19 protein-coding genes are annotated in these 24,167 nt (G+C 60.2%); 6 read left to right on the forward strand and 13 right to left on the reverse strand.

Translation table 11 applies throughout. The features are described 5' to 3' along the window. Positions 1–112: 112 nt before the first annotated feature. The 10 genes from AACY49_RS00760 to AACY49_RS00805 form a co-directional block, all read right to left on the reverse strand. Positions 113–2,713 carry a beta strand repeat-containing protein gene (locus tag AACY49_RS00760; RefSeq protein WP_339521374.1) on the reverse strand — a complete coding sequence of 867 codons (2,601 nt, stop codon included), beginning with the start codon at positions 2,711–2,713 and terminating at the stop codon, positions 113–115. Between the two features lie 134 nt (positions 2,714–2,847). Continuing rightward, entirely contained in the window at positions 2,848–6,444 is a 3,597-nt protein-coding gene (locus AACY49_RS00765) for a glycosyltransferase (RefSeq protein ID WP_339521375.1), read from the reverse strand. A 120-nt stretch (positions 6,445–6,564) separates the two neighbouring features. Continuing rightward, positions 6,565–8,130 carry a flagellar hook-associated protein 3 gene (locus AACY49_RS00770; protein ID WP_258696985.1) on the reverse strand — a complete coding sequence of 522 codons (1,566 nt, stop codon included), beginning with the start codon at positions 8,128–8,130 and terminating at the stop codon, positions 6,565–6,567. 13 nt (positions 8,131–8,143) lie between these two features. Next, the gene (flgK, locus tag AACY49_RS00775; RefSeq protein ID WP_339521376.1) at positions 8,144–10,180 is read right to left on the reverse strand and encodes a flagellar hook-associated protein FlgK; all 2,037 of its coding nucleotides are present in this window, start codon (positions 10,178–10,180) and stop codon (positions 8,144–8,146) included. Positions 10,181–10,190: 10 nt separating this feature from the next. Beyond that, on the reverse strand, positions 10,191–11,498 hold the full coding sequence (gene flgJ, locus AACY49_RS00780; protein WP_339521377.1) for a flagellar assembly peptidoglycan hydrolase FlgJ: 1,308 nt from the start codon (positions 11,496–11,498) through the stop codon (positions 10,191–10,193). A gap of 11 nt (positions 11,499–11,509) precedes the next feature. Then, complete coding sequence (locus tag AACY49_RS00785) at positions 11,510–12,619, reverse strand: flagellar basal body P-ring protein FlgI (RefSeq protein WP_258700773.1); 1,110 nt, start codon at positions 12,617–12,619, stop codon at positions 11,510–11,512. 18 nt (positions 12,620–12,637) lie between these two features. Continuing rightward, positions 12,638–13,333 carry a flagellar basal body L-ring protein FlgH gene (gene flgH, locus AACY49_RS00790; protein ID WP_258696988.1) on the reverse strand — a complete coding sequence of 232 codons (696 nt, stop codon included), beginning with the start codon at positions 13,331–13,333 and terminating at the stop codon, positions 12,638–12,640. Between the two features lie 52 nt (positions 13,334–13,385). Continuing rightward, positions 13,386–14,171 (reverse strand): flagellar basal-body rod protein FlgG, encoded by a 786-nt coding sequence (gene flgG, locus AACY49_RS00795; protein ID WP_258696989.1) that lies wholly within the window; start codon positions 14,169–14,171, stop codon positions 13,386–13,388. A 45-nt stretch (positions 14,172–14,216) separates the two neighbouring features. Next, positions 14,217–14,957 (reverse strand): flagellar basal body rod protein FlgF, encoded by a 741-nt coding sequence (locus AACY49_RS00800; RefSeq protein ID WP_339521378.1) that lies wholly within the window; start codon positions 14,955–14,957, stop codon positions 14,217–14,219. 313 nt (positions 14,958–15,270) lie between these two features. Beyond that, positions 15,271–16,830, reverse strand: a complete 1,560-nt coding sequence (locus tag AACY49_RS00805; protein ID WP_258696991.1) for a sigma-54-dependent transcriptional regulator — start codon at positions 16,828–16,830, stop codon at positions 15,271–15,273. Between the two features lie 315 nt (positions 16,831–17,145). On the opposite strand from AACY49_RS00805, the gene phhA reads away from it, so the two are divergent. From phhA to AACY49_RS00835, 6 genes are all read left to right on the forward strand, one after another. Further along, positions 17,146–17,931 carry a phenylalanine 4-monooxygenase gene (phhA, locus tag AACY49_RS00810; RefSeq protein ID WP_339521379.1) on the forward strand — a complete coding sequence of 262 codons (786 nt, stop codon included), beginning with the start codon at positions 17,146–17,148 and terminating at the stop codon, positions 17,929–17,931. A gap of 105 nt (positions 17,932–18,036) precedes the next feature. Then, entirely contained in the window at positions 18,037–18,393 is a 357-nt protein-coding gene (locus AACY49_RS00815) for a 4a-hydroxytetrahydrobiopterin dehydratase (RefSeq protein ID WP_339521380.1), read from the forward strand. Further along, positions 18,393–19,586 carry an amino acid aminotransferase gene (locus tag AACY49_RS00820; RefSeq protein ID WP_445262622.1) on the forward strand — a complete coding sequence of 398 codons (1,194 nt, stop codon included), beginning with the start codon at positions 18,393–18,395 and terminating at the stop codon, positions 19,584–19,586. Before AACY49_RS00815 ends, AACY49_RS00820 begins: the two co-directional genes overlap by 1 nt. 210 nt (positions 19,587–19,796) lie before the next feature. Continuing rightward, on the forward strand, positions 19,797–19,928 hold the full coding sequence (locus AACY49_RS00825) for a hypothetical protein (protein ID WP_007902501.1): 132 nt from the start codon (positions 19,797–19,799) through the stop codon (positions 19,926–19,928). 76 nt (positions 19,929–20,004) lie between these two features. Then, positions 20,005–20,187 (forward strand): hypothetical protein, encoded by a 183-nt coding sequence (locus tag AACY49_RS00830; protein ID WP_019579540.1) that lies wholly within the window; start codon positions 20,005–20,007, stop codon positions 20,185–20,187. A 104-nt stretch (positions 20,188–20,291) separates the two neighbouring features. Continuing rightward, entirely contained in the window at positions 20,292–21,491 is a 1,200-nt protein-coding gene (locus AACY49_RS00835; RefSeq protein WP_258696993.1) for an MFS transporter, read from the forward strand. Here AACY49_RS00835 and arfB read toward each other — a convergent pair. The 3 genes from arfB to AACY49_RS00850 form a co-directional block, all read right to left on the reverse strand. Then, positions 21,488–21,901 carry an alternative ribosome rescue aminoacyl-tRNA hydrolase ArfB gene (gene arfB, locus AACY49_RS00840; protein WP_007938537.1) on the reverse strand — a complete coding sequence of 138 codons (414 nt, stop codon included), beginning with the start codon at positions 21,899–21,901 and terminating at the stop codon, positions 21,488–21,490. The two genes, AACY49_RS00835 and arfB, sit on opposite strands and share 4 nt — an antisense overlap. A gap of 22 nt (positions 21,902–21,923) precedes the next feature. Next, positions 21,924–22,619 carry a pentapeptide repeat-containing protein gene (locus tag AACY49_RS00845; protein ID WP_339521381.1) on the reverse strand — a complete coding sequence of 232 codons (696 nt, stop codon included), beginning with the start codon at positions 22,617–22,619 and terminating at the stop codon, positions 21,924–21,926. Between the two features lie 109 nt (positions 22,620–22,728). Next, positions 22,729–24,147 (reverse strand): amino acid permease, encoded by a 1,419-nt coding sequence (locus AACY49_RS00850; protein WP_339521382.1) that lies wholly within the window; start codon positions 24,145–24,147, stop codon positions 22,729–22,731. Positions 24,148–24,167: the final 20 nt, after the last annotated feature.

Below are 24,167 nucleotides of genomic sequence, written 5' to 3' on the forward strand. Positions count from 1 at the left end.
AGAACCTGCTCGCGAAGGCAATCGGTCATCCGACATTGATGTCGACTGACATACCGCTTTCGCGAGCAGGCTCGCTCCCACAAGGGATGATGCTTAAACGTAGATCAGGTCATCAGCCGAACATGGCGAAGGCATCGGCGTTGGCCGGCAGGTTGAAGGCCTGGCCGTCAGCGGTCTGGATGTGTTCGATGGTCGCGAAACCAGCGAACCAATCCTGGAGCTTCACGCCGTTATCCGGAGCCGCTCCCGACGCAGGGTTGGTGTTACTGAGGTAAAGATCATCGCCAACCCGCATGACATTCAGGTCGGCAGCGGTGGCGACGTTGTTCAGTATCAGTGTGTCATTGGAGAACATGCCCTGGCCGTCATCACGGATCGTCACCAGGTTGCTGGTGTTGACGATATAGGTGTCGTCATTCTCCCCGCCATTGGCAAAGCCGCCGGCGTTCATGATCAACTGGTCGTAGCCCTCACCGCCCAGCAACACGTAGTTGTTGCTCGTGCCGGTCAACACATCTTCACCGCCACCACCATCGGCCGTGCCGCTGGCCACCGCGATGGTGTCATTGCCACCTTCGCCATAGGCGAAGCTTCCCCGATCATCGACAGCGGTAACAATGACGTCGTCACCTTCGCCGCCATACAGCATGTCGGCCTGGGGAACACCGTCAGTATCGGCCTCGGTGGAACGCCCGCTCAATGGCCCCAATCCGCCATAGAGGTGATCGGCGCCATAACCACCGTAGATGACGTCATCCCCCAGACCTCCCTCAAAGTAGTTATCGCCGACACTGCCTGTCAGCGTGTCATTGAAGTGGCTGCCGCGCAGGATTTCGATATCCAAATACCGGTCATACATCGCGATACCGGAATGCTCCCATGTCGCCAGATTGAGGGAGATCCCGATGTTGCTGTCGCCATAACTGACAACATCCACACCGTCGCCACCAACGAAGGTGTCTGCACCACCGCCTCCGAACAGCACGTCGTTGCCTGCACCACCGGTAATGGTGTTGTCCGTTTCATTGCCGTAACCGGTGAAGTCCCCGGCGCCGGTGTACGTCAGGTTCTCGATGAACGAGTCCAGGGTCTTCACCGCCAGGTTGGTGCGCAACTCATCGGTGCCGCCGAGGAAATCCTGTTCGATGATTTTCACGTCCTCGGCATTGATGTTGTAGACGTCGTCGCCCCGGCCACCTTCGAAAATGACGCCGCCGATGGAACTGGTGAAGGTGTCGGCATCGAACGAACCGATGACCTTTTCCACATGGGTCAACGTATCGCCCTCAGCGTCAGCGCCGATGCCAGGCATGCCGACACCTTCGCGGATGTCGATGGTCACCGCACCATTGGACCAGGAGTAATCCACAGTATCGAAGCCGTCCCCGCCGTCGAAGCCGATCGGCAAGTCATTCGCCCGGAAATAGTCGTCGTAGTTCGAGCCACGAATCAGCTCGATACTGGTGTAGGTATCACCCACCGCCACGCCTGTGCTCCGCTGCCCGGATATCAGGTCAACCGTCACACCTTCTGTGCTGTCGGCGTAGCTCGCGGTGTCCAGGCCAGCGCCGCCGACCAGGTGGTCCGCGCCCTCGCCGCCCACCAGCACGTCGTTACCGGCGCCGCCGGTGAGGGTGTTGTCGCCGGCATTGCCATAACCGGTAAACGAGCCTTCTCCGGTATAGGTCAGCGCTTCGATGTTGGCGTCCATGGTGTAGGAGGCCAGACTGGTACGGATCTCGTCGGTGCCCGCAGAGATGTTGCGCTCGGAGATCGTGATACCGCGGGAGTTGATAACGTAGACGTCATCCCAGAGGGTGCCAATGACGTGCTCGATGTTTTTCAGCGTAACGCCTTCGGCGTCGCCGCCAATGCCCGGTTTGCCCACGCCGTTACGGATATCGAGGGTGATCCCCGCTTCCGACATCGAGTAGTCCACCGTGTCAAAACCATCGGCGCCGTCCAACGCCTTGAACGCGGCACCACTGATAAACACGTCGTCGTAGTTCGAGCCGCGGATCGCTTCGATATCGGTGAACGTATCGCCGACGGCGATACCGGAAGTGTTGTAACCGAACTTCAGATCGAAAGTCATGCCCTCGGTGCTGTCGGTGTAGCTCGCGGTATCCCAACCTGTGCCGCCGATCAAATGGTCGGCACCGCCGCCACCCAGCAGCACATCGTTACCGGCACCGCCGGTGATCACGTTATCGCTGGCATTGCCGTAACCGGTGAATTTGCCGGTGCCGGTATAGGTCAGGCGTTCGATATTCTCGTCCAGCCGGTAGTGAGCCAGGCGGGTCAGGACCTGATCGTCATAACCACCACCCCAACCGCTTTCCTCAATGATTTTGCCGCCGCCCGCATTGACGATGTACGTGTCGTTGCCCCGTCCACCTTCAAAGGTCCGGCCAGCCAACGTGGTGGTAAAGGTGTCACCGAATTCGCTGCCAATGACTTTCTCGATGTTTTTCAGCGTATCGCCTTCGGCATCACCGCCGATCCCAGGCTGGCTGACGCCGCTGTGCAGGTCGATATTGATGCCGGCCATGGACCAGGAATAATCCGCCGTATCGAATCCCGCGCCGCCGTCGAGCGTGTCCGCGCCGGCGCCGCCGATCAAGACATCATCGCCGCGCCGTCCATTGATGACGTCATCCTCATTCGTACCGATCAGCGTATCCGTGCCGTTTGCTCCATTAATAACTGCCATATCTTCTTCCGTGCCTTGGTGAGAAAAAACAAAATCCTTGGGCAGCTATCGACCGCTGGAGCTTGAAGCTTGAATCTGCAGGCAACAGAAAGGCGACCCAAGGTCGCCTTCTTTTCAAGAGCCAGGTGAAACGATCAGTCCGCCAACCAACCGTTTTCCCAGTAGCGCAGGTTGTCGCCGCGCAACATATAGTCGCGCAGGACGATCTCACGCAATTCATCGCCCATGCGGTAGCTGGCGTCCGGATCAGCCAGGTGCATGCGGATGGCTTGCAGCCACTCATCCGTGCTGTTGGTTTTGATCCGGGTACATGGCAAATACCCACGATAGGCCTCAGTGTCGGTGCAGATCACCGGATAGCCGCAAGCCCCGTATTCCAGCAGACGCAGGTTGCTCTTGCAGTCATTGAATATATGGAACTCGAGCGGAGCCAACGCCAGGTCCAGATTCAGGCTGGCCAGCTTCGCCGGGTAGACATCCAGCCCGATCACCCCATGGAACTCATGCATGTAAGGGCGCAAATCATCCGGGCACATGCCGAAGAACACCCAATCGACTTCATTGGCCAGTTCACGGACCACATCGGCAATCACCGCCAGGTCACCATGGTGACTGGTGCCACCGCCCCAACCGACCCGAGGTTTTTTCGAGGTGCGGCGCTGGCTGCTCAGCCCCTTCCAGACATGGGGAGTGAGCATATTCGGCACCACGCGAATGTCCGTGTGCATGGACGACAGGGCATTGGCCAGTGGCGCGGTCGAGACCACCACCCGATCGCACAGGCTGATCCCCCAATGCACCAGGCGTTCCATCTCGGCACGGTCAGGCATATTGCGCACGTGGGCGTTTTTGTGCGGAACGTTGATGACATAGTCATCGAGTTCGAAGATGCGTCGGGCATTGGAGTAGGTTTTCAGGCCGACGATTTCGTTGATCGGCGCTTCGGAATACCGCCCCTGCAACACGATCACGTCAGGAGACTGGCGCTCGACCTCGATGATCGACGGCAGGTCATAGTGAATTCGCCCCACGGCCCGGCCTGCGGCTTCCAGCTCGATCAGCGGTTGCGTCACGCGATAATGCCCGATCGCCGAGGCGTTGATCGGCAATGCCAGCACCTGTGGCAACTGGCGACTGCTAAAGGGCGTCCAACCGCTGGTCAGGCCCGGCTCCAGTCTGAAACTCGAACCACCCAGACTCTGCAACATCAGGCTTGGGTTATAGGCAGGATCGCGGGCCACCACCGGCAACCAGCGCTGGTAGAACAACTCCTGTTCCTTGCCCCGGGATTCGCGGACCGAGTCATCCAGTTCCAATACCGGCTGCGCTCCGAGGGCCACCAGGGCATAAGGGGTCCAGACCACCAGATAGCCGTTTTCACGCACCCGCAGGCACAGGTCCACCTCGTTGAGACTATGGGCGAAGTTCAGCTCGTCCAGGCCACCGACGTGATCGAAGATTTCCTTGCGGATCATCAGGCAATCGCCGCCCACCGCACTCAGGTCATGGGCGATCTGCAGCCGATGCATATAACCGGCCGCATCCAGAGTCTCGCCGCAGAACGGCACCCCGGCCGGCCCCTGCAGACCGAGAATCAGACCGGCATGCAGCACACGACCCACGGAATTGAACAGCTTGGCCCCGACAATCCCCACTTCCGGACGCTGCGCGTGATTGAGCAGCGCGTCCAGCCAGTCACCTTCGGTGATCACGGCATAGGCGTTGAGCATCAGCACATACTCGCCGCGTGCCTGCCGCGCCGCGAAGTTGTTAATCGCTGCAGCATTGCCTTGGGCCGGATACTCCAGCACCCGCAGCCGGTCGCTGCCCAGTTGCGCCATGCCGGCCAGCCAGGCACGGGCCTCGGCGGTTTCGCTGGCGTTATCCACCAACAACAGTTCGTATTCGCTGTAGAGGGTTTTCTCCAACAGGCTTTCCACGCAACGTTGCACGACCGCCAATTGGTCCTTGCAGACAATGACGATCGATACCAACGGTCGCTCGGCATGCAGGTAGTCGACACGGTTGAGCAGCGGCATGCTGCCTTCGCCGATTCGGTGAGCCACGCCCAGGCGTTGCAGGTGAGCCTCGAGGACCACCGGGTTGAGCACGGTCACTTCAGGCAAGGACAACCATTGAGACAGGGAGAACTGCGACTCGACGAGAATCTCGGCCACATGCTCGACCACCCCGGTTCCACCATTTTCCACCATGCGCCAGAGCACATCGTGCGGCGCCAGCTCGCCATAGGCCGAATCGAAGCCTCCGGTTTCCAGGAAACGCTGGCGATCGAATGCCAGGGCGCGTCCGACATAGGGGTAGCTGCGCATGAAATCCAGGTTGAAGTCCGGTTTGAAGACCGGGTCCGACGACTCGCCTTCGCGCAGGCCGCCTTCGTCGCTGTAGATGCACTGAGCCTCAGGCGAGGTGACGATGCGCTCCGCCAGCATCAGCAGCGCCGATTCCATCAGGCGATCGCCGGCACGCAGCAAATAGAACCAGTGCGCGCCTTCGAGCTGGGGCAACAGTTCATTGAGTTGCTGCTGCCAGTCGTCCTGCAACGGCAGGCTGAACACCCGCTCTTCAAGAGCCGCTTCGGTGCAGGCAGCGGACAATACCAGCACCAGCTCCGGCGCATAGAGCTGCCCTTCAAGGCTTTGCAGCGTGACATCGAGGCTGGCGCGGCCGCCCTGCCGGTCAATGATCACCGGAACGATCTTCGGCTGCCGACGCCAACCGGCCAGCGTGTCGGGCAGCAAGGTGCGCTGCACATCGCTCAGGGTGCGGCAGTCCAGCCACTGGCGGTACAGATCGTGGAAGCTTTCGCTGGCGATCCCCACCCGCCACTGCTGCGTGGTCTGCTTGGTGCCCAGGGAGCGGCTCAATGGCAGCTCCTCCCAGACACGCGGCGCCTGATGGGCCTTGGTGTAAGGCACATAGCGGACCCAGCCCGGCGCCGGTGCGGATTCTCCGCTGCGCGCCTTGAGCATCTGCACCAGCCATTGCATCTCCGCCGCCGCTGCTTCCAGCATCGGCTGTTGACGGGTCAGGCGTCCCGGATACAGGCGCTCGACACTCAACACATGGTTGAGCACGACCACATTACCGCGCCGCACCAGACACACGTACAGGGCGAAATCCAGGGTCGCGACAAAGCAATGACCCGGCTGGGTCAGGGCCGGCAGGAGTTCCAGCACATCCGCCCGACGGAACAGCGCGTTGCTGAAGCCGCCGAGGAAATTGCTCGGGAAATTCTCGAAAATCGCCAGCAGGTCTTCGCCCTTGAACAGGCTGCAGGTCGGTGCCAGCGGGCTGTTTTCCAGGCGCGCCGGCAACTGGAAGTCATCGGCATCCCAGAACATCCGCTGCGCCAGGACCAGGTTCACATCCTGGTGCTCGGCCAGTACCTGGGCCTGGCGTTCAATGCAAGCCGGGAACAGTTGATCGTCGTCGCACAGGAACTTGATGAACTCGCCTTGAGCCTCGGCCAGGCATGCCTGCAGGTTGCCGACCAGCCCCAGGGTCTGCGGGTTGCGCACATAGCGCACATCGACCCCGAAGCGCCCGGACAGACTATCGACCATGCCCTTGATCTCATCACCACGGCTGTCGTCGCAGACGATGATTTCGAGGTTGATGTAGCTTTGCTCCAGCGCGCCCTGCAACGCCCGACTGAAAAAGCGTGGATTGAAGGCAGGAATGACAAGACTGACTAGAGGGGCTGGATTCACGGCGCGGGGCTCTCAAGCGGCGGGAGCCCACTCGGTGGAATGAGCCCCTTGCAAACCGCTGAAAAAAGACGGTGGGTATACGGCGGCGAAAATGAAGGGCGCCTTGGCGCCCGGTCACCGTCAGAGTTTGTTGAACAAACCCAACTGAGAGATCTTGCTGAACGCCAGTTGTGCTGCCTGCAACATGGTCTGCTGCAAGGTCAGGCGGGTCATCACTTCGGCCGGGTCGGAGTCACGAATCGACGACTGGGTCGCGGTGTTCGCCATGCTCAGGCTCTGGTTGCTCGTGGCTTGATCATCCAGCGACTGGCCGCGCGCGCCGATCGAGGTCACTGCCGAACCCAACTGGTCGGTGGCGCTGTCCAGGTTAGCCAGCCCCGATTCCATGGCCGACTGAAAACTCTGCTTGGCCGTCGTACTCCCATCGACCGGCGCATTCAGGGCGGTGATCATCTGCCCCAGGGTGTCGAGCACGTTCTGGGTCTGGTGATTGTTGGACTGGATCGGAAACTGGTCGCCGGTTGCCGGTGTGCCACTCAGTGTGAAGGTCACGCCCGCCGCCGTGGCGGTGCCGGCCGCCACGGTGCCCGAAGACACCGGCTGGCTGTCGGTGGTAATCGGCGCCGCGTACAAGTCGAAGGCGGTGGCGCTGGTGAACTTGAGGATCGCCCCGCCCGCCGGAAATGCGCTGTTGTAGGCAACCGGGTCGGTCACGCTGGAACCGGTGATGACCGTCGTCGACGAATTACCGGCACTGCGCGAGGCATTGAAGGTGTCCGGCTTGGCCGACAACTGAAAGCTGTGACCGGCAATGACCGTGTCCGCAACGTCACCCGCCTGAAGGTTGATGTTCAGGTTCAGATCAACACCACGGAAGTTGACCACCTGGTTGGCACCGTTGCTGTTGCTGATCACGCCGTTCTGACTGGCTTCGGTGGTCACGTCGTTACCCAGCGCATCGGTGATCTGCAGCTGGGTGCTGCTCAGGAAGCTGACGGTGTACGGCTCGCCTGCGGCGAACGTGGAGTTGTACGTCGCGCTGGTGCTCACCTGACCATTGGACAGGACCACTCGACCATCATCCACCGCCGGAGCGGTCATGGTGGTCAGGGTACGGCTGGTGTTGATGGTCTGCTGGAACGCGTCCCAGCCCGTGGTGTTGGTGGCCACCGACAAACCATCGCCGATCCCCAGGTTGATGCTGCTCTGGTCGCCGTTGTAGGTGTAGGTGCCGTCGGAGTTCTGCGAGTACGGCGCGGTGTCGGCTTTCGAACCGGAGAACAGGTAGCTACCGGCCGAATCCTTGGAGTTCATCAGGCCCATGACTTGTTGCTGGATCTGGCTCAACTCCGCTGCATAGGCTTTACGGTCATCGTCGGTGGCATTGCCGTTGTTGGCACTGAGGGCGATTTCCTTGGCCCGCTGCAAGGCGGTGCCAATGGAACTCAACGTGGTTTCCTGCAGGCTCAACGCACTTTTGGTCGAGCTGATGTTGCTGTTGTACTGATCGAGCATCGCGCTCTGCTGACCCAATTCCAGTAAACGGCCGGCACCGAGCGGATCATCGGCGGCGGTATTGATGCGGGTCAGGCTACTGGCTTCGGCACCGGTCTTGATCACGTTGTTGTAGTTGCGCTGGTAGTTGGCAGCGGTGGTTTCGAAATACTGAGCGGTAGAAATGCGCATGAACTACGACTCCTTAAAGACTGTTGATCAGCGTGCTGAAGATTTCCTGCGCAGCCTTGATGATCTGCGAAGACGCGGTGTAGTACTGCTGGTATTTGACCAGGTTGGCGCTTTCTTCATCGAGGTTGACGCCGGACACCGAGTCGCGGGCACTCTTGGCCTGGGTCAGCAGAGCCGTGGTGGCTTCGCTGTCGGACTTGCCCTGGGCAGCCTTGGTCCCCACGTTAGTCACCAGCTTGTTGTAGGCATCGGTCAGGCTGATGCCCCCGCTCGTAGAGCCGGTATCGACGGTTTGCTTGGTCTGCAAGTCGCTGATGGCCTGGGCGTTGCGGTTATCCGATGAAGCCGCTCCCGTCAGGGAAACGGTGAAGCTCTCGTTTGCATTCGGAGTGCCGCCGACGGTGGTCTCGAAGGTGAAGGACTTCTGCACACCGGAGGTATCGTTGATCGCGTTGCCGCTGGCATCGACCATGCCCACTTGCAGGCTCAGGGTGTTGCTTTGGCCGGGAACGATGGTGCCCGTGCCAATGTTGTTACCCTTGGCATCATAGAGCGTGTAGCCCTGGGTTCCGCTGGCGGCGGCATCGAAAACCAGCTTGACCGGCGTCGAATACTTGAGCCCGGTCTGCAGGTCGGCGCTGGCCGTAGCGTCGTAGATGTCCACTTTGCTGGTCAGGGTCGGCTGGGTGTACGTGCCCTTGTTGCTGGCGCTGGTGACGCCGGTCAACGGGGCGGCAGCCGCGATCTTTTTCGGATCGGTGAGGACGGTCTGAATCGAACTGGCGGCATTACGGGTCGGCGTCACCTTGAAGGTATCGCCGGCACTCAGGGCACCGCCGTTCAGCGCCAGGCTGAAGCCGTCGATCACCGGAGCTGGCGTGGTCAAGGTGCTGAAGGCGCCCATGTCGGTGCCATCGGAACGCTTGACGCTGTAGTCGGTGGCGGTGGTAAACGTCACCTGATAGTCGCTGGTGGTCAGCTTGCCGGTGTCACTGATGGTGACGTCCAAATTTCCGGAGCCCGTGCTGTTGCTCGCCTTGGCAACGCTGCGCTGACTGATCAGTTCGGCACTGTTGATGTTGTTGAAAATCGCGGTGCCGAAATCGCCGTTCTTGTCGATGCCCTGGGCCTGCTGGCTATTGATCTGGTCAGCGACCACCAGGGCCACACGTCCCAGTTCGTTGAGCGAAGGGTCGAGCACTTCACTGCGGTAGGTGAGCAAACCACCGATTTCACCGCCACTGACCACCGAGGTGATGTCGACTGTGCTGGAGCCACGGTTCATCTGCAGCGCGGAACGGGTTGGATCGGTCTTGCTCGGTACGGTTTCCAGGGTATTGGTGGTGTTGCCCATCACCAGCGGTTGGCCACTGCCGACATAGACGTCATAGTTGGTACCGCGCTCGACGACCTGCGCACCGATCATCTCGGACAGTTGGCGCACCGCTTCGTTACGGCTGTCGAGCAGGTCATTTGGCTCGCCGCCGCTGGTGGAGACTTCGCCAATTTTCTGGTTGAGGTTGGCAATCGAGGTGGCCAGCTTGTTCACCTGCGACGCCATGTCCGCCAGGCTGCCGTTGATCGTGGTGTTCTGGTCGTTTAACTGCTGGGCAATGGTATTGAAGCGGTTGCTCAATGCCTTGGCACTGGTCAGCACCGACTGGCGAGAGGTATCGTCGGTCGCCGATGACGACACACCCTGCATCGAGGTGAAAAACTTCTGCAGCACACCGGTTAGCCCGGTGTTGGTGTCGGAGAGCGTCGAGTCCAGCGCAGTAGCCGGAGTCAGGTACGAGGACGCTTCACTGTTGAGCGAGGTGGCGGTCTGCAATTGGGAGTCGAGGTAAGCGTTGTATACCCGGCGAACATCCGCCAGCGTCGTGCCGGTGCCGATGAATACGTTGCCGTATTGATTGGAAGCACTGGTGCTCTGCACGGTTTGCTGACGCGAATAACCGGCGGTGTCGACGTTGGCAATGTTGTTGCCGGTGGTCGTTAGAGCGGCCTGACTGGTAGACAGACCCGACATCCCGATATTGAGCAAACTCATGATTCAGACCTTATAAATTCGTGGAAGCGCCCGCCGCAGCGTAGTTTTGGTAACTCGTCATCTGCTTGGCTATCTGCGAAATCTTGCTTGCGTAATCCGGGTCGGTTGCATACCCGGCTTTTTGCAACTCGCGTACATACTGTTCTGGGTTATCGGCCGCCTTCAGCACATCTTGATAGCGATTATTGCTTTGCAGCAGCGTCACAAGGTCATGGAAGCTGTCCTTGTAAGAGGCGTAGGAACGGAACTCGGCCGTCTCCTTGACCATCTGGCCATTTCTGAATTCGCTGGTGATCGCCCGCGCCGAATCGCCCTTCCAGTTACTGCTGGCCTTGATGCCGAACAGGTTGTGGCTACTGCTGCCATCCTGGGCGCGCATGACCGATTTGCCCCAACCGGTTTCCAGGGCAGCCTGAGCCACCAGGTAACGCGGATCGACGCCGATACGGTCGGCAGCCTCTTTGGCCATTGGCAGCATGGTGTTGACGAATTCGTCGGCGGAGCTGAAGGCTTTCTTCGCCGGTGCCAGTGGGATTTGAGCCATGGCACGACCATAAATCTGCAGACGCCCGCTGGATGTCGTGTCCGTTTGCGAAGCCAGCCAATCGCCGTTGTACAGAGAGCCGGAACCGGTCGTGGTGCTCGGCGGCACCTGGACTTTGTTCTGCGTTGCGGTGGCGGTCGCCGCCGTGGTCGATGTCGATACCGATGCAGATGGCACCAGCCCGGCGAGCAAACGGTCGGCCAGTTTCGGTGGCAATGCCAGACGCCGCTGATTGATCAGTGCCATGTCGTTGCGGTGAGCGCCCTCGCCCGCTCCTGCCGGTGCCTTCACCGAGCGCGAAGCCCACAACGGGCGCTCGCCATTGAGGCGCGACAGCGGCCCGTTGGTGGCGACCGTACCGGCGGCAATCGGCGTTTCCACGGCAGCTTGCGCGGCGGCCTGCTTGGCGGCAGACGCTGCCGCGGCCTCCCCCGGCGCCATCGGTTTGTTCTTCGACATCTGGCGCATCAGCACGTCCGCCAGGCCAATACCGCCGCCCTCGCGGGACAGGGAAACGGCCAACTGCTGGTCGTACATTTCCTGGTACTGCTTGGCCGCCGGCGTATTGAGCGGGTTGTCCTGGCCCAGCGCTTCGGTGGCCGAGCGCATGGACTTGAGCATTTCACCAAGGAACAGCGACTCGAATTCCTGCGCCACTTTGCGCATGTTCGCATCGCTGTTCTTGTCGCCAACCTTGAGCTGGTTCAGGCGGTTCAGGTCCGAGTAGGAACCCGAATCACTGCTGCTGACCAGACCGCTTTTGCGCATATCCATGATCGCCGTCCTCAGATCACGATCAAGTCGGCTTGCAACGCGCCAGCCTGTTTCAGCGCTTCGAGGATCGCCATCAAGTCACCCGGTGCCGCGCCGACCTGGTTCACCGCACGGACGATCTCGTCGAGGGTGGTGCCCGGGCCGAACTTGAACATCGGCTTGGCTTCTTGCTGAGCGTTGACCCGCGAGCGCGGCACGACCGCCGTCTGCCCGTTGGACAGAGGGCCGGGCTGGCTGACGATCGGGTCTTCGGTAATGGTCACGGTCAGGCTGCCGTGGGTCACGGCGGCCGGCGAAACCTTGACGTTCTGGCCGATCACGATGGTGCCGGTGCGCGAGTTGATGATGACTTTCGCCACCGCCTGACCCGGATCGACTTCGAGGTTTTCGAGGATCGACAAATAGTCGACCCGCTGGCTCGGATCGAGTGGCGCGGTCACGCGGATCGAGCCACCGTCGATGGCCTGAGCGACGCCAGGGCCGAGCATGTCGTTGATCTTGTCGACGATGCGCTTGGCGGTGGTGAAGTCCGAACGGTTGAGGTTCAGGGTCAGGGTGTTGCCCTGATTGAAACCGCTTGGCACGGCACGTTCGACCGACGCACCGCCAGGGATGCGGCCGGCCGACGGAACGTTGACGGTGATCTTGGAACCGTCACGACCCTCGGCATCGAAACCGCCGACCACCAGGTTGCCCTGAGCGACGGCGTAGACGTTGCCGTCGATACCTTTGAGCGGCGTCAACAGCAAGGTGCCGCCGCGCAGGCTCTTGGAGTTACCGATGGACGCCACGGTGATATCTATCTGCTGACCTGGCTTGGCGAACGCCGGCAAGTCGGCGCTGATCGATACCGCCGCAACGTTCTTCAGCTGCACGTTACCGGAACCTGCCGGTACCTTGATGCCGAACTGCGAGAGCATGTTGTTGAAGGTCTGCAGGGTGAACGGGGTCTGGGTCGTCTGGTCACCGGTGCCGTTAAGCCCGACCACCAGGCCGTAGCCGATCAATTGGTTGGAACGCACGCCGGAAATACTGGCGATGTCCTTCAGCCGCTCGGCTTGTGCATCGAAGGCCGCCGTCAGCAACAGGGCACCCACCATCAGGTGTTTGAAGTTCAACATGCTCAACTGGAAAGCCACCTAGAAAGGGAACAGCGGGCTGAGGAAGAAACGGTCGAACCAGCCTGGCTGACTCGCATCGGCAAACGCGCCGGTGCCCGAATAGGTGATGCGCGCATCGGCAACACGAGTCGACGACACGGTGTTGTCGGTGGCGATGTCATCGGCGCGAACGAGGCCGGCAATCCGCACCAGCTCATCACCGGTATTGAGGGTCAGCCACTTCTCGCCGCGCACGGCGATGATGCCGTTGGGCAACACGTCGGCGACAGTCACGGTGATCGAACCGGTCAGGCTGTTGCCCTGCCCGGCTTTACTGTCACCCTTGGTCGCGCGATCGCCGCTGTAGCCGGCGTTCAGACTGAGATCACCAGTGTCTAACGGGTTGTTCACGCTGGGCACCGTACCAAACAGCGAGGACAGACCGATGCTGGCCTTGCTGGTCTTGTCGACCTGAGAGTTGGCGTTCTTGCTCGCCTGGGTGCGCTCGTTCAGGGTGATGGTGATGATGTCACCGACCCGGAACGCCTTGCGGTCGCTGTACAGGTTCTGTTCGAAACCGGCCTGGTAGATCGAGCCGTTATTGGCGGCAGCCGGCAGCGGCGTGCGCGGCAACACCGGGGCGTAGTAAGGGTCATTGGGCTTTGGCGTCGGACCGACGCACCCCGCCAGCGCGGCGACCCCACTCAGTGCCAGAACAGATACGAAGCGATTCATGACCCTACCTCACGGTGTTGCAGGCGACCTCATGGCCGCCTCATAGACTTGATTACAGATTCTGCGTTACGAACGAGAGCATCTGGTCGGCGGTGGAGATCACTTTGGAGTTCATCTCGTAGGCGCGCTGAGTGGTGATCATGTTGACCATCTCTTCAACGGTGCTGACGTTGGACGTTTCCAGGGTGTTCTGCAGCGTGGTGCCGAAACCGGCCAGGCCCGGGGTGCCGACTTGCGGCGCGCCACTGGCAGCGGTTTCCAGGAACAGGTTGTTACCCACCGCTTGCAGACCGGCCGGGTTGATGAAGTCGGCGGTTTGCAGGTTGCCGATCACCTGGGCGGCCGGGTTGCCGGCAACGGTGATGGACACGGTGCCGTCACGGCCAACGGTGAACGTCTGGGCGTTGTTCGGAATGACAATGGCCGGTTCCAGGGCGAAGCCGCTGGCGTTGACGATCTGGCCGTTGGAATCCAGGTGGAAGGTACCGTCACGGGTGTAGGACGTGGTGCCATCGGGCTGCAGGATCTGGAAGAAACCACGACCGTCGATGGCCATGTCCAACGGCTGTTCGGTGGTTTGCAGGCTGCCGGCGGTGAAGTTTTTCTGGGTGCCTACGATGCGCACACCGGTACCCACTTGCAGACCCGACGGCAGTTCGCTGTCCTGGGTCGACTGGGCGCCTGGTTGGCGCTTGACCTGATACAGCAAGTCCTGGAACTCGGCGCGGTCACGTTTGAAACCCGTGGTCGATACGTTCGCCAGGTTGTTGGAAATGGTGGTGAGGTTGGTGTCCTGGGCGGACAGACCTGTTTTGGCAACCCATAGAGCCGGAAGCATTCGATTCTCCTCGTGCGCCTGTTTTACGGCGCGACGTTCTGATAATTAGCTGATCTGCAAGACCCGAGCCATGGCCTGGTCATCGTCTTTGGCGGTGTTCATCATCTTGATGTGCAGCTCGAACTGCTTGGCCAGCGCCAGCACCGAGGTCATTTCTTCCACGGCATTGACGTTGCTCGACTCGAGGAAGCCGGACACCAGTTTGACGCCAGCATCGGCTTGCGCCGGCTTGCCGTCCTTGGTGTGGATCGAGCCGTCCAGGCCTTTGGTCATGTTCTTGAAGTCCGGGTTGACCAGCTTGATGCGGTCGACTTCGGCCATCACCCGCGGGCCTTCTCCCATCGCGCGGATGCTGATGGTGCCGTCTTCGCCGACTTCGACCTGCTGCTCAGGCGGCACGGCAATCGGCCCGCCATTGCCCATCACCGGCATACCGTTGCCGGCACGCAGCACGCCCAATGCGTCAACGTTCAGGCTGCCGGTGCGTACATAGCTTTCACCGCCATCGGGGTTCTGCACGGCGATCCAGCCGTTGCCTTGCACCGCGACATCGAGGTCGCGACCGGTTTCCACCAGCGTGCCCGCAGAGAAGTCGGTGGCCGGACGTTCGCTCATGGCAAACGCGCGCGCCGGAAAGCTGTCACCAAACACCGGCATCGAACGGGCCTGTTCCAGGTCCTTCTGAAAACCGTTGGTAGAGATGTTCGCCAGGTTGTTGGCATGAGCCTTCTGCGCCAGTGCATTCTGGCTGGCGCCGGTCATTGCCACATAAAGGTACTTGTCCACACTCTTTCCTCTGCATGCCGGACGTTTGCCGCCCACCGCTGTACTGCTGAGCCATAAGCAATTTGCAGACCAACTTTTTTCTGGCGGCGCAGGGCCCGGCAAACAAAGGACTTGAGGGTTTCAGAGGGGATGGGGGGAATGTATCGAAGACGAAAAACCGGCGGTGTTATGCCGCTTCGCGGCAATCCTCAGTTTCCGTCACCTGATCGTTCCCACGCTCTGCGTGGGAATGCCTCAATGGACGCTCCGCGTCCGCTCTTGGGACGCAGAGCGTCCCGGGCTGCATTCCCACGCAGAGCGTGGGAACGATCAGTCAGGTGTTGTCTTTACCGACTTCGTACTCACGCAACTTATTAGCAATAGTGGTATGCGAAACCCCCAACCGCTTGCCCAATTGCCGACTGCTCGGATGCTCGGAATACAAGCGCTCCAGCACGGCTTTCTCGAAGCGCCCGACAATCTCGTCCAACCCGCCCTCGAGGGAGAAATCGCCAAGGGGCTGACGCACACCGTAATCCGGAAGACGAATGTGCTCGGCTTTGACTGTCCCGCCCTCGCACAGGGAAACCGCCTGAAACAGCACGTTCTCCAACTGCCGCACATTGCCCGGCCAGTGATAGTGACTGAGCCGCTCCATCGCCGCCGGGGCTAGTTTCGGCAACGGGCAACCGATCTGCCGACTGGCCTGATCGAGGAAATGCTCCACCAACGGCGCCAATCCGTCGAGGCATTCGCGCAACGGCGGGATGTGCAACGAGAGCACGTTCAAGCGGTGATACAAATCCTGGCGAAACTCACCGCGAGCACACAGCTCGGACAAGTCCACTTGAGTCGCGCAGATCACCCGCACATCCAGATAAACCTCTTCATCGCTGCCGACACGACGGAAGCAACCGTCCTGCAGAAAGCGCAGCAATTTCACCTGCAAGCGCGGGCTCATTTCGCCGACGCCGTCGAGAAACAACGTACCGCCCGCCGTCAGCTCCAACAGCCCGAGCTTGCCTTCGGCCCGCGCTCCTTCGAAGGCACCAGGGCCGTAGCCGAACAGTTCGGTCTCGGCCATGGACTCCGGCAGACCGGCGCAGTTGAGCGCCATCAGCGGTGATTGCCCACGCGGGCTCGCCAAGTGACAGGCCCGCGCCAACAACTCTTTGCCGGTGCCGGTTTCGCCCTCTATCAACAGCGGCGCATCCAGCGGTGCCATGCGTCGCGCTTCGCGAACCACCGCCGCCATCACTTTCGAGCTTTGGAAAATGCTGTCGAACCCGCGCAATTCCTGCTTGCGCACGTTATAGATGCGCTCGCCCACCCGGTCCGCCCGGTGCAACGTCAACACCGCGCCGGCCATGGCCTCGCTTTCGTCATGTTCCGATTGCAACGGCGCGATGTCGGCGAGAAACACATCCCCCTTGACCTTCACCCGCAAGCCGTTGATCCGTGACTTGTTGGCGCGCACCAGCTCCGGCAAATCGAAGTCCTCGGCGTACCGCGACAGCGGAATCCCCGGCACCTCATCCACCCGCACCCCGAGCAACTGCGCCGCCGCACGGTTGGCCGCGACGATGGAGCCGCCCATGTCGATCGACAGCACCGGAAACTCCAGGGCACCGAGCAAGGCATTGAGCTCCATGTGCCGACGCTCGCTGGGCATCAGCCCTACGCGCTTGACGCCGAATACCCCGCCAATCGCCTCGAACTTCGGGCGCAACGCCTGGAACTGAATATTGATCAGGTTCGGGCAGTGCAGATAGATCGCATTGCCATGTTCACCGCCCACTTCGCCACGGGCGACATTGATCCCGTACTCGACCAGCAGGTTGAGAATGTCGCGCAGGATACCGATGCGGTTCTGGCAGTGGACTTTGATACGCATATAAAGGCCCAAAAAAGCGGTGAGTGAGGTTGATGCCTGGCGCACAACCTGTGGGGTATTCGCAGTGCCCTCGGACATTTTTTGCCGAGTGGCTCAGTTAGTCGTCAAGATTATGTGACAGGTAGAGCGCATTTCAAACCCTGAGAACTCAATACTTGCGCCATAGCGGCCAATCCGTAACGAATACTTTACAAAAAGCACGGATTTTTCCTACGCATAACGGGAATCACCTGCTGCAACACCGCACACCTTGGGGTATTTCTAGGTCCATAGCTGTACACACAACAAGAACGAATCCCCTAGCAGGAGAGCAGCATGAAGCAGACGCAATACGTGGCTCGCGAGCCCGATGCGCAAGGTTTTATCGACTACCCCACCGAAGAACACGCGGTGTGGAACACGCTGATCACTCGCCAGCTGAAAGTGGTCGAGGGCCGTGCGTGCCAGGAATACCTGGACGGTATCGAAAAACTCGGTCTGCCCCACGACCGCATTCCGCAACTCGGTGAAATCAACAAAGTCCTCGGTGAAACCACCGGCTGGCAGGTTGCCCGAGTCCCCGCACTGATTCCCTTCCAGACCTTTTTCGAATTACTGGCGAGCAAACAGTTTCCGGTGGCGACCTTCATTCGTACCCGCGAAGAGCTGGATTACCTGCAAGAGCCAGACATTTTCCACGAAATCTTTGGCCACTGTCCGCTGCTGACCAACCCCTGGTTTGCCGAATTCACCCACACCTACGGCAAACTCGGCCTACAGGCTTCCAAGGAAGAACGGGTGTACCTGGCGCGTCTGTACTGGATGACCATCGAGTTCGGCCTGGTCGACACATCGCAAGGCCTGCGCATCTATGGCGGCGGTATTTTGTCCTCGCCGAAAGAAACCGTTTATTCCCTGTCGGACGCACCTGAGCATCAGGCCTTCGACCCGCTGGAATGCATGCGCACGCCATACCGCATCGACATTCTGCAACCGTTGTACTTTGTCCTGCCGAACCTCAAGCGCCTGTTCGACCTGGCCCACGAAGACATCATGGGCATGGTCAAACAAGGCATGCAGCTTGGATTGCACGCACCGAAATTTCCGCCAAAAGCTGCGTGACCCGCGCCTTTTGGCATCAAGTGAGTCTGTTACGGATCGCCGCTTTGCTTTAGCGTGGTCCCACTGACGACCGTTTTTCAAAACACTCGATTTCAGGAACACATCATGTCCACATTAAACCAAGCCCACTGCGAAGCCTGCCGCGCCGATGCCCCTCAGGTCAGCGACGAAGAATTGCCGATCCTGATCAAACAGATCCCTGACTGGAACATCGAAGTCCGCGACAGCGTGATGCAGTTGGAAAAAGTTTTTCTGTTCAAGAACTTCAAACACGCGCTGGCGTTCACCAACGCGGTCGGCGAAATCTCTGAGGCCGAAGGTCACCACCCGGGCCTGCTGACCGAGTGGGGCAAAGTCACCGTGACCTGGTGGAGCCACTCCATCAAGGGCCTGCACCGCAACGATTTCATCATGGCCGCGCGCACCGACGAAGTGGCCAAAGAAGCCGAGGGCCGCAAATAATGCATTTCGACGCCATCGGCCGAGTACCCGGCGACCCGATTCTCGGCCTGATGGAGGCCTATGCGCAGGACCCCAACCCGCGCAAATTCGACCTTGGCGTGGGTGTCTATAAAGATGCCCAGGGCCTGACGCCCATCCTCGAAGCGGTGAAGCTCGCCGAGCAGCGCCTGGTGGATCGCCAAGCCACCAAGACCTACATCGGCGGTCACGGCGATGCTGCGTTCGGCAAGGTCATCAACGAGTTGGTGCTGGGCGCCGATTCGGCGCTGATCGCCGAGCAACGGGCCGGTGCCACTCAGACGCCGGGCGGCACCGGCGCGCTGCGCTTGAGCGCCGATTTCATTGCCCAATGCCTGCCGGGCCGAGGCGTATGGTTGAGCAACCCGACCTGGCCGATCCACGAAACCATTTTCGCGGCGGCGGGGGTCAAGGTCAGTCACTACCCGTACGTGGGCAGCGATAACCGTCTGGATGTGGACGCGATGCTCGCGGTGCTCAATGCAGCACCCAAGGGCGACGTGGTGCTGCTGCACGCCTGCTGCCACAACCCGACCGGTTTCGACCTGTCCCACGACGATTGGCGCCGGGTGCTGGATGTGGTGCGCAGTCGTGATTTGCTGCCACTGATCGACTTCGCCTATCAGGGCTTTGGCGACGGCCTGGAGCAAGATGCCTGGTCGACACGGCTGTTCGCCGCCGAGTTGCCGGAAGTGCTGATCACCAGTTCCTGCTCGAAGAACTTCGGCCTGTACCGCGACCGCACCGGCGCGCTGATTGTCTGCACGCAAACCGCCGACAAGCTGCTGGATATCCGCAGCCAACTGGCCAACATCGCCCGCAACCTGTGGTCGACACCACCGGATCATGGCGCCGCCGTGGTCGCGACCATCCTTGGCGATCCAGAGCTGAAAAGCCGCTGGGCCGACGAAGTGGAAGCCATGCGTTTGCGTATCGCCCAGTTGCGCAGCGGTCTGGTCGAAGCACTGGAACCCCATGGCTTGCGCGAGCGGTTTGCGCATATTGGCGTGCAACGCGGGATGTTTTCCTACACCGGCTTGTCGCCGGAGCAGGTCAAGCAACTGCGCGAGCATCACAGTGTGTACATGGTCAGCTCGGGCCGGGCGAACGTGGCCGGGATGGATGCGACGCGCCTGGATCTGCTGGCCGAGGCCATCGCTGACGTTTGCAAATAACCATCGAGCACTGCAAGTCCCCCTGTGGGAGCGGGCTTACTCGCTCCCACATTTGAGTCGCCCCCTCTTATCGACCTGTCTAGACAATCCCATCCGTCGCAACATGTGGATATAAAAGTCTATTTGTCATTTCTCCTGCTGTATCCTGCCCAGGCTTTTTTAAAGCGCGGATCTACCAGATCTATCAACAGACTTAGCGAGGAGCGCGACATGCACGAGATCCCTAATCTCCCCTTCCCAAGCCTGCACGAAACTGAGCAGACAACCACGCAACAAGCCGGTGCCCAACAGCCCGAGACGAAAGAAGCACCTGAACGCCGCCAGGCCGACAGCGAAGACTGATACACCCGCACCACCAGACCGTGTGGAAAGCGCTAATATGCGCTTTCCACACCGCCTGAACCGCGAGCCCCGCACCATGAGCGATGATTTTACTGAAGCACAGGCCAGCGTCCTGATCGGCACCGCCGAGAAGATGATCGACATCTGGAACCGCCTTTCCCCCGAGAAGCAAGCCGCCCTGCTGGCCCGCTTCGGCAGCGAAGAAAACGCCCTGGCCGCCCTGGTCACGACGCAACTGGTCGCCCCTGCAAAATCCTGACTCATCCCGTTCGGCAAATAGTTTTACTTTTTCACGCCTCGCGACTGTCCACGCCGCTATCATAAGCAGCCTATCTATCCTGCTGCCCCGTGGACCTTTTACCCATGTCAAAAACCCAGCGCCCCTTGGCGGTCACGCTGCAAGTTGTCTCCATCGTCCTGTTCACGTTCATCGGTTACCTGAATATCGGCATTCCCCTGGCCGTACTGCCGGGCTACGTCCACAGCGACCTCGGTTTCGGCGCCGTGATCGCCGGGCTGGTGATCAGTGTGCAATACCTGGCCACCCTGCTCAGCCGCCCGTACGCCGGGCGCATCATCGATAACAAGGGCAGCAAACTGGCGGTGATGTATGGCCTCGCCGGCTGTGGTTTGAGCGGTGTATTCATGCTGATTTCCGCCTGGACCCAAAGCCTGCCGACGTTAAGCCTGATCAGTCTGTTGATCGGTCGTCTGGTGCTCGGCAGCGCGGAAAGTCTGGTGGGTTCCGGGTCGATCGGCTGGGGCATCGGCCGCGTCGGCGCGGCGAACACCGCCAAGGTCATCTCCTGGAACGGCATCGCCAGTTATGGCGCGTTGGCGGTCGGCGCACCGCTGGGGGTGCTACTGGTGAGCCAACTGGGTTTGTGGAGCATGGGCGTGAGCATCGTGCTGCTGGCCGTGCTGGGCGTGGCGCTGGCCTGGCCGAAAACCGCGGCACCGATTGTCGCAGGTGAACGTTTGCCGTTCATGCATGTGCTGGGACGGGTATTTCCTCATGGCTGCGGTCTGGCGCTGGGCTCCATCGGCTTTGGCACCATCGCGACCTTCATTACCCTGTACTACGCGACTCAGCATTGGTCCAACGCGGTGCTGTGCCTGAGCTTGTTCGGCGCCAGTTTTATCGGTGCGCGACTGCTGTTTGGTAACCTGATCAACCGCCTCGGCGGCTTTCGCGTGGCAATTGCCTGCCTCTCGGTGGAAACCCTCGGGCTGTTGCTGCTGTGGCTGGCGCCGGACGCTCATTGGGCACTGGCTGGCGCGGCACTGAGCGGTTTCGGTTTCTCGCTGGTGTTCCCGGCCTTGGGCGTGGAAGCGGTCAACCTGGTGCCCGCTTCCAGCCGTGGCGCGGCGGTCGGGGCTTATTCGCTGTTCATCGATTTGTCGCTGGGGATTACCGGACCGCTGGCGGGTGCGATTGCGGCAGGTTTCGGTTTTGCCTCGATCTTCCTGTTCGCCGCCCTCGCCGCCTTGAGCGGATTGATGCTGAGCGTTTACTTGTACCGGCAGGCGCCAAAGTATCGGGAAGAACGTGAAGCCCGCTAGAAATCCACCTTGCCACGCCCGGCCTTGATGCTGCCGCGTTTGGTCTTGGATTCGAGCCGACGTTTCTTCGAACCGAGGGTCGGCTTGGTCGGGCGGCGTTTCTTTTCGACTTTGGTGGCACTGAGGATCAATTCGGTCAGACGCTCCAGTGCGTCGGCGCGGTTCTGCTCCTGCGTGCGGTACTGCTGGGCCTTGATGATCAACACACCTTCGCTGGTGATGCGACTGTCGCGCAGCGCCAACAGCCGCTCCTTGTAGAACTCGGGCAAGGACGAGGCCGGAATGTCGAAGCGCAGATGCACGGCGCTGGAGACTTTATTGACGTTCTGCCCACCGGCACCTTGTGCGCGAATGGCCGTCAATTCGATCTCGGCATCCGGCAGATGCACGTTGTTGGAAATCACCAGCATGGAAAATCACTACCTCAGGTCGCTATGCGACAGATAAACCCAACTCCGACAGCAGCATCGAGGCTTGTGCGCGAGAAATCACGGCACCCTTGAACAGTTTGGCATCATTGAGCCGAAAACCGCTCAAATCGGCACCGCGTAAATCCGCACCGGCAAACGTCGCCCCATTGATACGTGCATGCGCCAGGCTGCAATCGACAAACTCAGCCTTGCGAAAGTCCGCATCGCTCAAGTCCGCCTCAGAGAAATCCAGGTTGCTCAGCGTGCTCCTGGCAAATGACATTCCCGGCAAGAAAGCACTGTTAAGTCGCGTTTCACTGAATGAAAGGCCCAGGCTCGAACAGTGACTGAAGTTCGCGCCCGTCAACTTGCATCCGTCGAAATTGACTTGCGCCAGTTTGGCTCGCTGCCATCGAGTGTTGTTCAAATCACAATTACTGAACGATGCCTCCAGCAGATGTGCCGCTTCGAAAATCGCGTGCGCACCCCGACAACCCTTCCATTGCGTTCCCTCCAGGCGCGCCCCGAGAAACTGGCTGCGCAACAATATGCAACGCTGGAACTCGCAGTGATCCAGCACCAGCCTCGACAAATCAGCGTCGGTAAAGTCCACGCCCGTGAAGCGCAATGGCACGTTGCTCCCGTCAATCAGCGCTTGAACATCTTCACGACCCAGCATCCCGCCTTCGATTTCATAATATGTCTGCCCTTCGCCCATGCCTGGCTCCTATGTGATTGGATTGGCTGAAGGCAGTCTATCGCCACCTTGCGTAGGACCGCAGACAAAAAAACCGGCAGAAGCCGGCTTTTTTGTTGTCATCCTTTGCCTACTTGATCGCAGAACCGACAACAGCAGTGCCGTGGTCACGACGCTTGTTCTTGATGCCGTAGCAAACCCACATGAACGCGACCCACACCGGAATCGCATACACCGAGATCTGGATGCCCGGAATCAGCAGCATCACGCCGAGGATGAACGCCACGAACGCCAGGCAAATGTAGTTGCCGTACGGGTACCACAAGGCCTTGAACAGCGGCGTCTGTCGGGTATTGTTCATGTGCTGGCGGAACTTGAAATGCGAGAAGCTGATCATTGCCCAGTTGATCACCAGGGTTGCTACCACCAACGACATCAACAGTTCCAGCGCGTTTTGCGGGATCAGGTAGTTCAGCAACACCGCGATCAACGTCACGGCGGCCGACGCCAGGATCGAACGCACCGGCACGCCACGCTTGTCGATCTTCGACAAGGCCTTCGGCGCATCGCCCTGCTCGGCCATGCCCAGCAACATGCGGCTGTTGCAGTAAGTGCCGCTGTTGTACACCGACAGCGCCGCGGTCAGGACCACGAAGTTGAGGATGTGCGCGGCGGTGTTGCTGCCGAGCATCGAGAACACTTGCACGAACGGGCTACCGCTGTAGGCATCGCCGGACGCATTCAGCGTTGTTAGCAGGCTGTCCCAAGGGGTCAGCGACAGCAGGACCACCAACGCACCGATGTAGAAAATCAGGATCCGGTAGATCACCTGGTTGATGGCTTTCGGGATCACGGTTTTCGGCTTGTCGGCTTCAGCAGCGGTGAAACCGAGCATTTCCAGGCCGCCGAAGGAGAACATGATGATCGCCATGGCCATCACCAGACCACTGACGCCGTTCGGGAAGAAGCCGCCGTGGGTCCACAGGTTGGTCACCGAGGCTTGCGGACCGCCGTGGCCGCTGACCAGCAAGTAGCTGCCCAGGGCAATCATGCCGACGATCGCCACGACCTTGATGATCGCGAACCAGAACTCGGCTTCGCCGAAGACTTTGACGTTGGCCAGGTTGATCGCGTTGATCAGCACGAAGAAAGCGGCGGCCGAGACCCAGGTCGGGATGTCCGGCGCCCAGTAGTGGATGTATTTGCCGACCGCAGTCAGCTCGGACATGCCCACCAGAATGTACAGAATCCAGCAGTTCCAGCCCGACAGGAAGCCGGCGAAACCGCCCCAGTATTTGTGGGCGAAGTGGCTGAAGGAACCGGCGACCGGCTCTTCGACGATCATTTCGCCCAGTTGGCGCATGATCATGAAGGCGATGAAGCCGCAAATGGCGTAACCGAGAATCATCGACGGGCCGGCGGATTTGAGTACACCGGCCGAGCCGAGGAACAACCCGGTACCGATCGCGCCACCGAGGGCGATCAGTTGAATATGACGATTTTTCAGGCCGCGTTTAAGCTCGCCTGAATGCGAGTTTTGTCCACTCATGAAAAGGGTCTCACGCAAGG

It is taken from the genome of Pseudomonas sp. EL_65y_Pfl2_R96, assembly GCF_963970905.1.
Classification (GTDB): Bacteria; Pseudomonadota; Gammaproteobacteria; order Pseudomonadales; family Pseudomonadaceae; genus Aquipseudomonas.

Bases quoted from the DNA above. Each gene is read 5' to 3' on its own strand.
- AACY49_RS00830 (WP_019579540.1), top strand. From the start codon at position 20,005: ATGAGCGATGATTTTACTGAAGCACAGGCCAGCGTCCTGATCGGCACC.
- AACY49_RS00850 (WP_339521382.1), bottom strand. From the start codon at position 24,147: ATGAGTGGACAAAACTCGCATTCAGGCGAGCTTAAACGCGGCCTGAAA.
- flgK (WP_339521376.1), bottom strand. From the start codon at position 10,180: ATGAGTTTGCTCAATATCGGGATGTCGGGTCTGTCTACCAGTCAGGCC.
- arfB (WP_007938537.1), bottom strand. From the start codon at position 21,901: ATGCTGGTGATTTCCAACAACGTGCATCTGCCGGATGCCGAGATCGAA.
- AACY49_RS00805 (WP_258696991.1), bottom strand. From the start codon at position 16,830: ATGCGTATCAAAGTCCACTGCCAGAACCGCATCGGTATCCTGCGCGAC.
- AACY49_RS00820 (WP_445262622.1), top strand. From the start codon at position 18,393: ATGCATTTCGACGCCATCGGCCGAGTACCCGGCGACCCGATTCTCGGC.
- flgJ (WP_339521377.1), bottom strand. From the start codon at position 11,498: ATGGATATGCGCAAAAGCGGTCTGGTCAGCAGCAGTGATTCGGGTTCC.
- AACY49_RS00845 (WP_339521381.1), bottom strand. From the start codon at position 22,619: ATGGGCGAAGGGCAGACATATTATGAAATCGAAGGCGGGATGCTGGGT.
- AACY49_RS00835 (WP_258696993.1), top strand. From the start codon at position 20,292: ATGTCAAAAACCCAGCGCCCCTTGGCGGTCACGCTGCAAGTTGTCTCC.
- AACY49_RS00760 (WP_339521374.1), bottom strand. From the start codon at position 2,713: ATGGCAGTTATTAATGGAGCAAACGGCACGGATACGCTGATCGGTACG.
- AACY49_RS00770 (WP_258696985.1), bottom strand. From the start codon at position 8,130: ATGCGCATTTCTACCGCTCAGTATTTCGAAACCACCGCTGCCAACTAC.
- flgG (WP_258696989.1), bottom strand. From the start codon at position 14,171: ATGCTTCCGGCTCTATGGGTTGCCAAAACAGGTCTGTCCGCCCAGGAC.
- phhA (WP_339521379.1), top strand. From the start codon at position 17,146: ATGAAGCAGACGCAATACGTGGCTCGCGAGCCCGATGCGCAAGGTTTT.
- AACY49_RS00815 (WP_339521380.1), top strand. From the start codon at position 18,037: ATGTCCACATTAAACCAAGCCCACTGCGAAGCCTGCCGCGCCGATGCC.
- flgH (WP_258696988.1), bottom strand. From the start codon at position 13,333: ATGAATCGCTTCGTATCTGTTCTGGCACTGAGTGGGGTCGCCGCGCTG.
- AACY49_RS00785 (WP_258700773.1), bottom strand. From the start codon at position 12,619: ATGTTGAACTTCAAACACCTGATGGTGGGTGCCCTGTTGCTGACGGCG.
- AACY49_RS00825 (WP_007902501.1), top strand. From the start codon at position 19,797: ATGCACGAGATCCCTAATCTCCCCTTCCCAAGCCTGCACGAAACTGAG.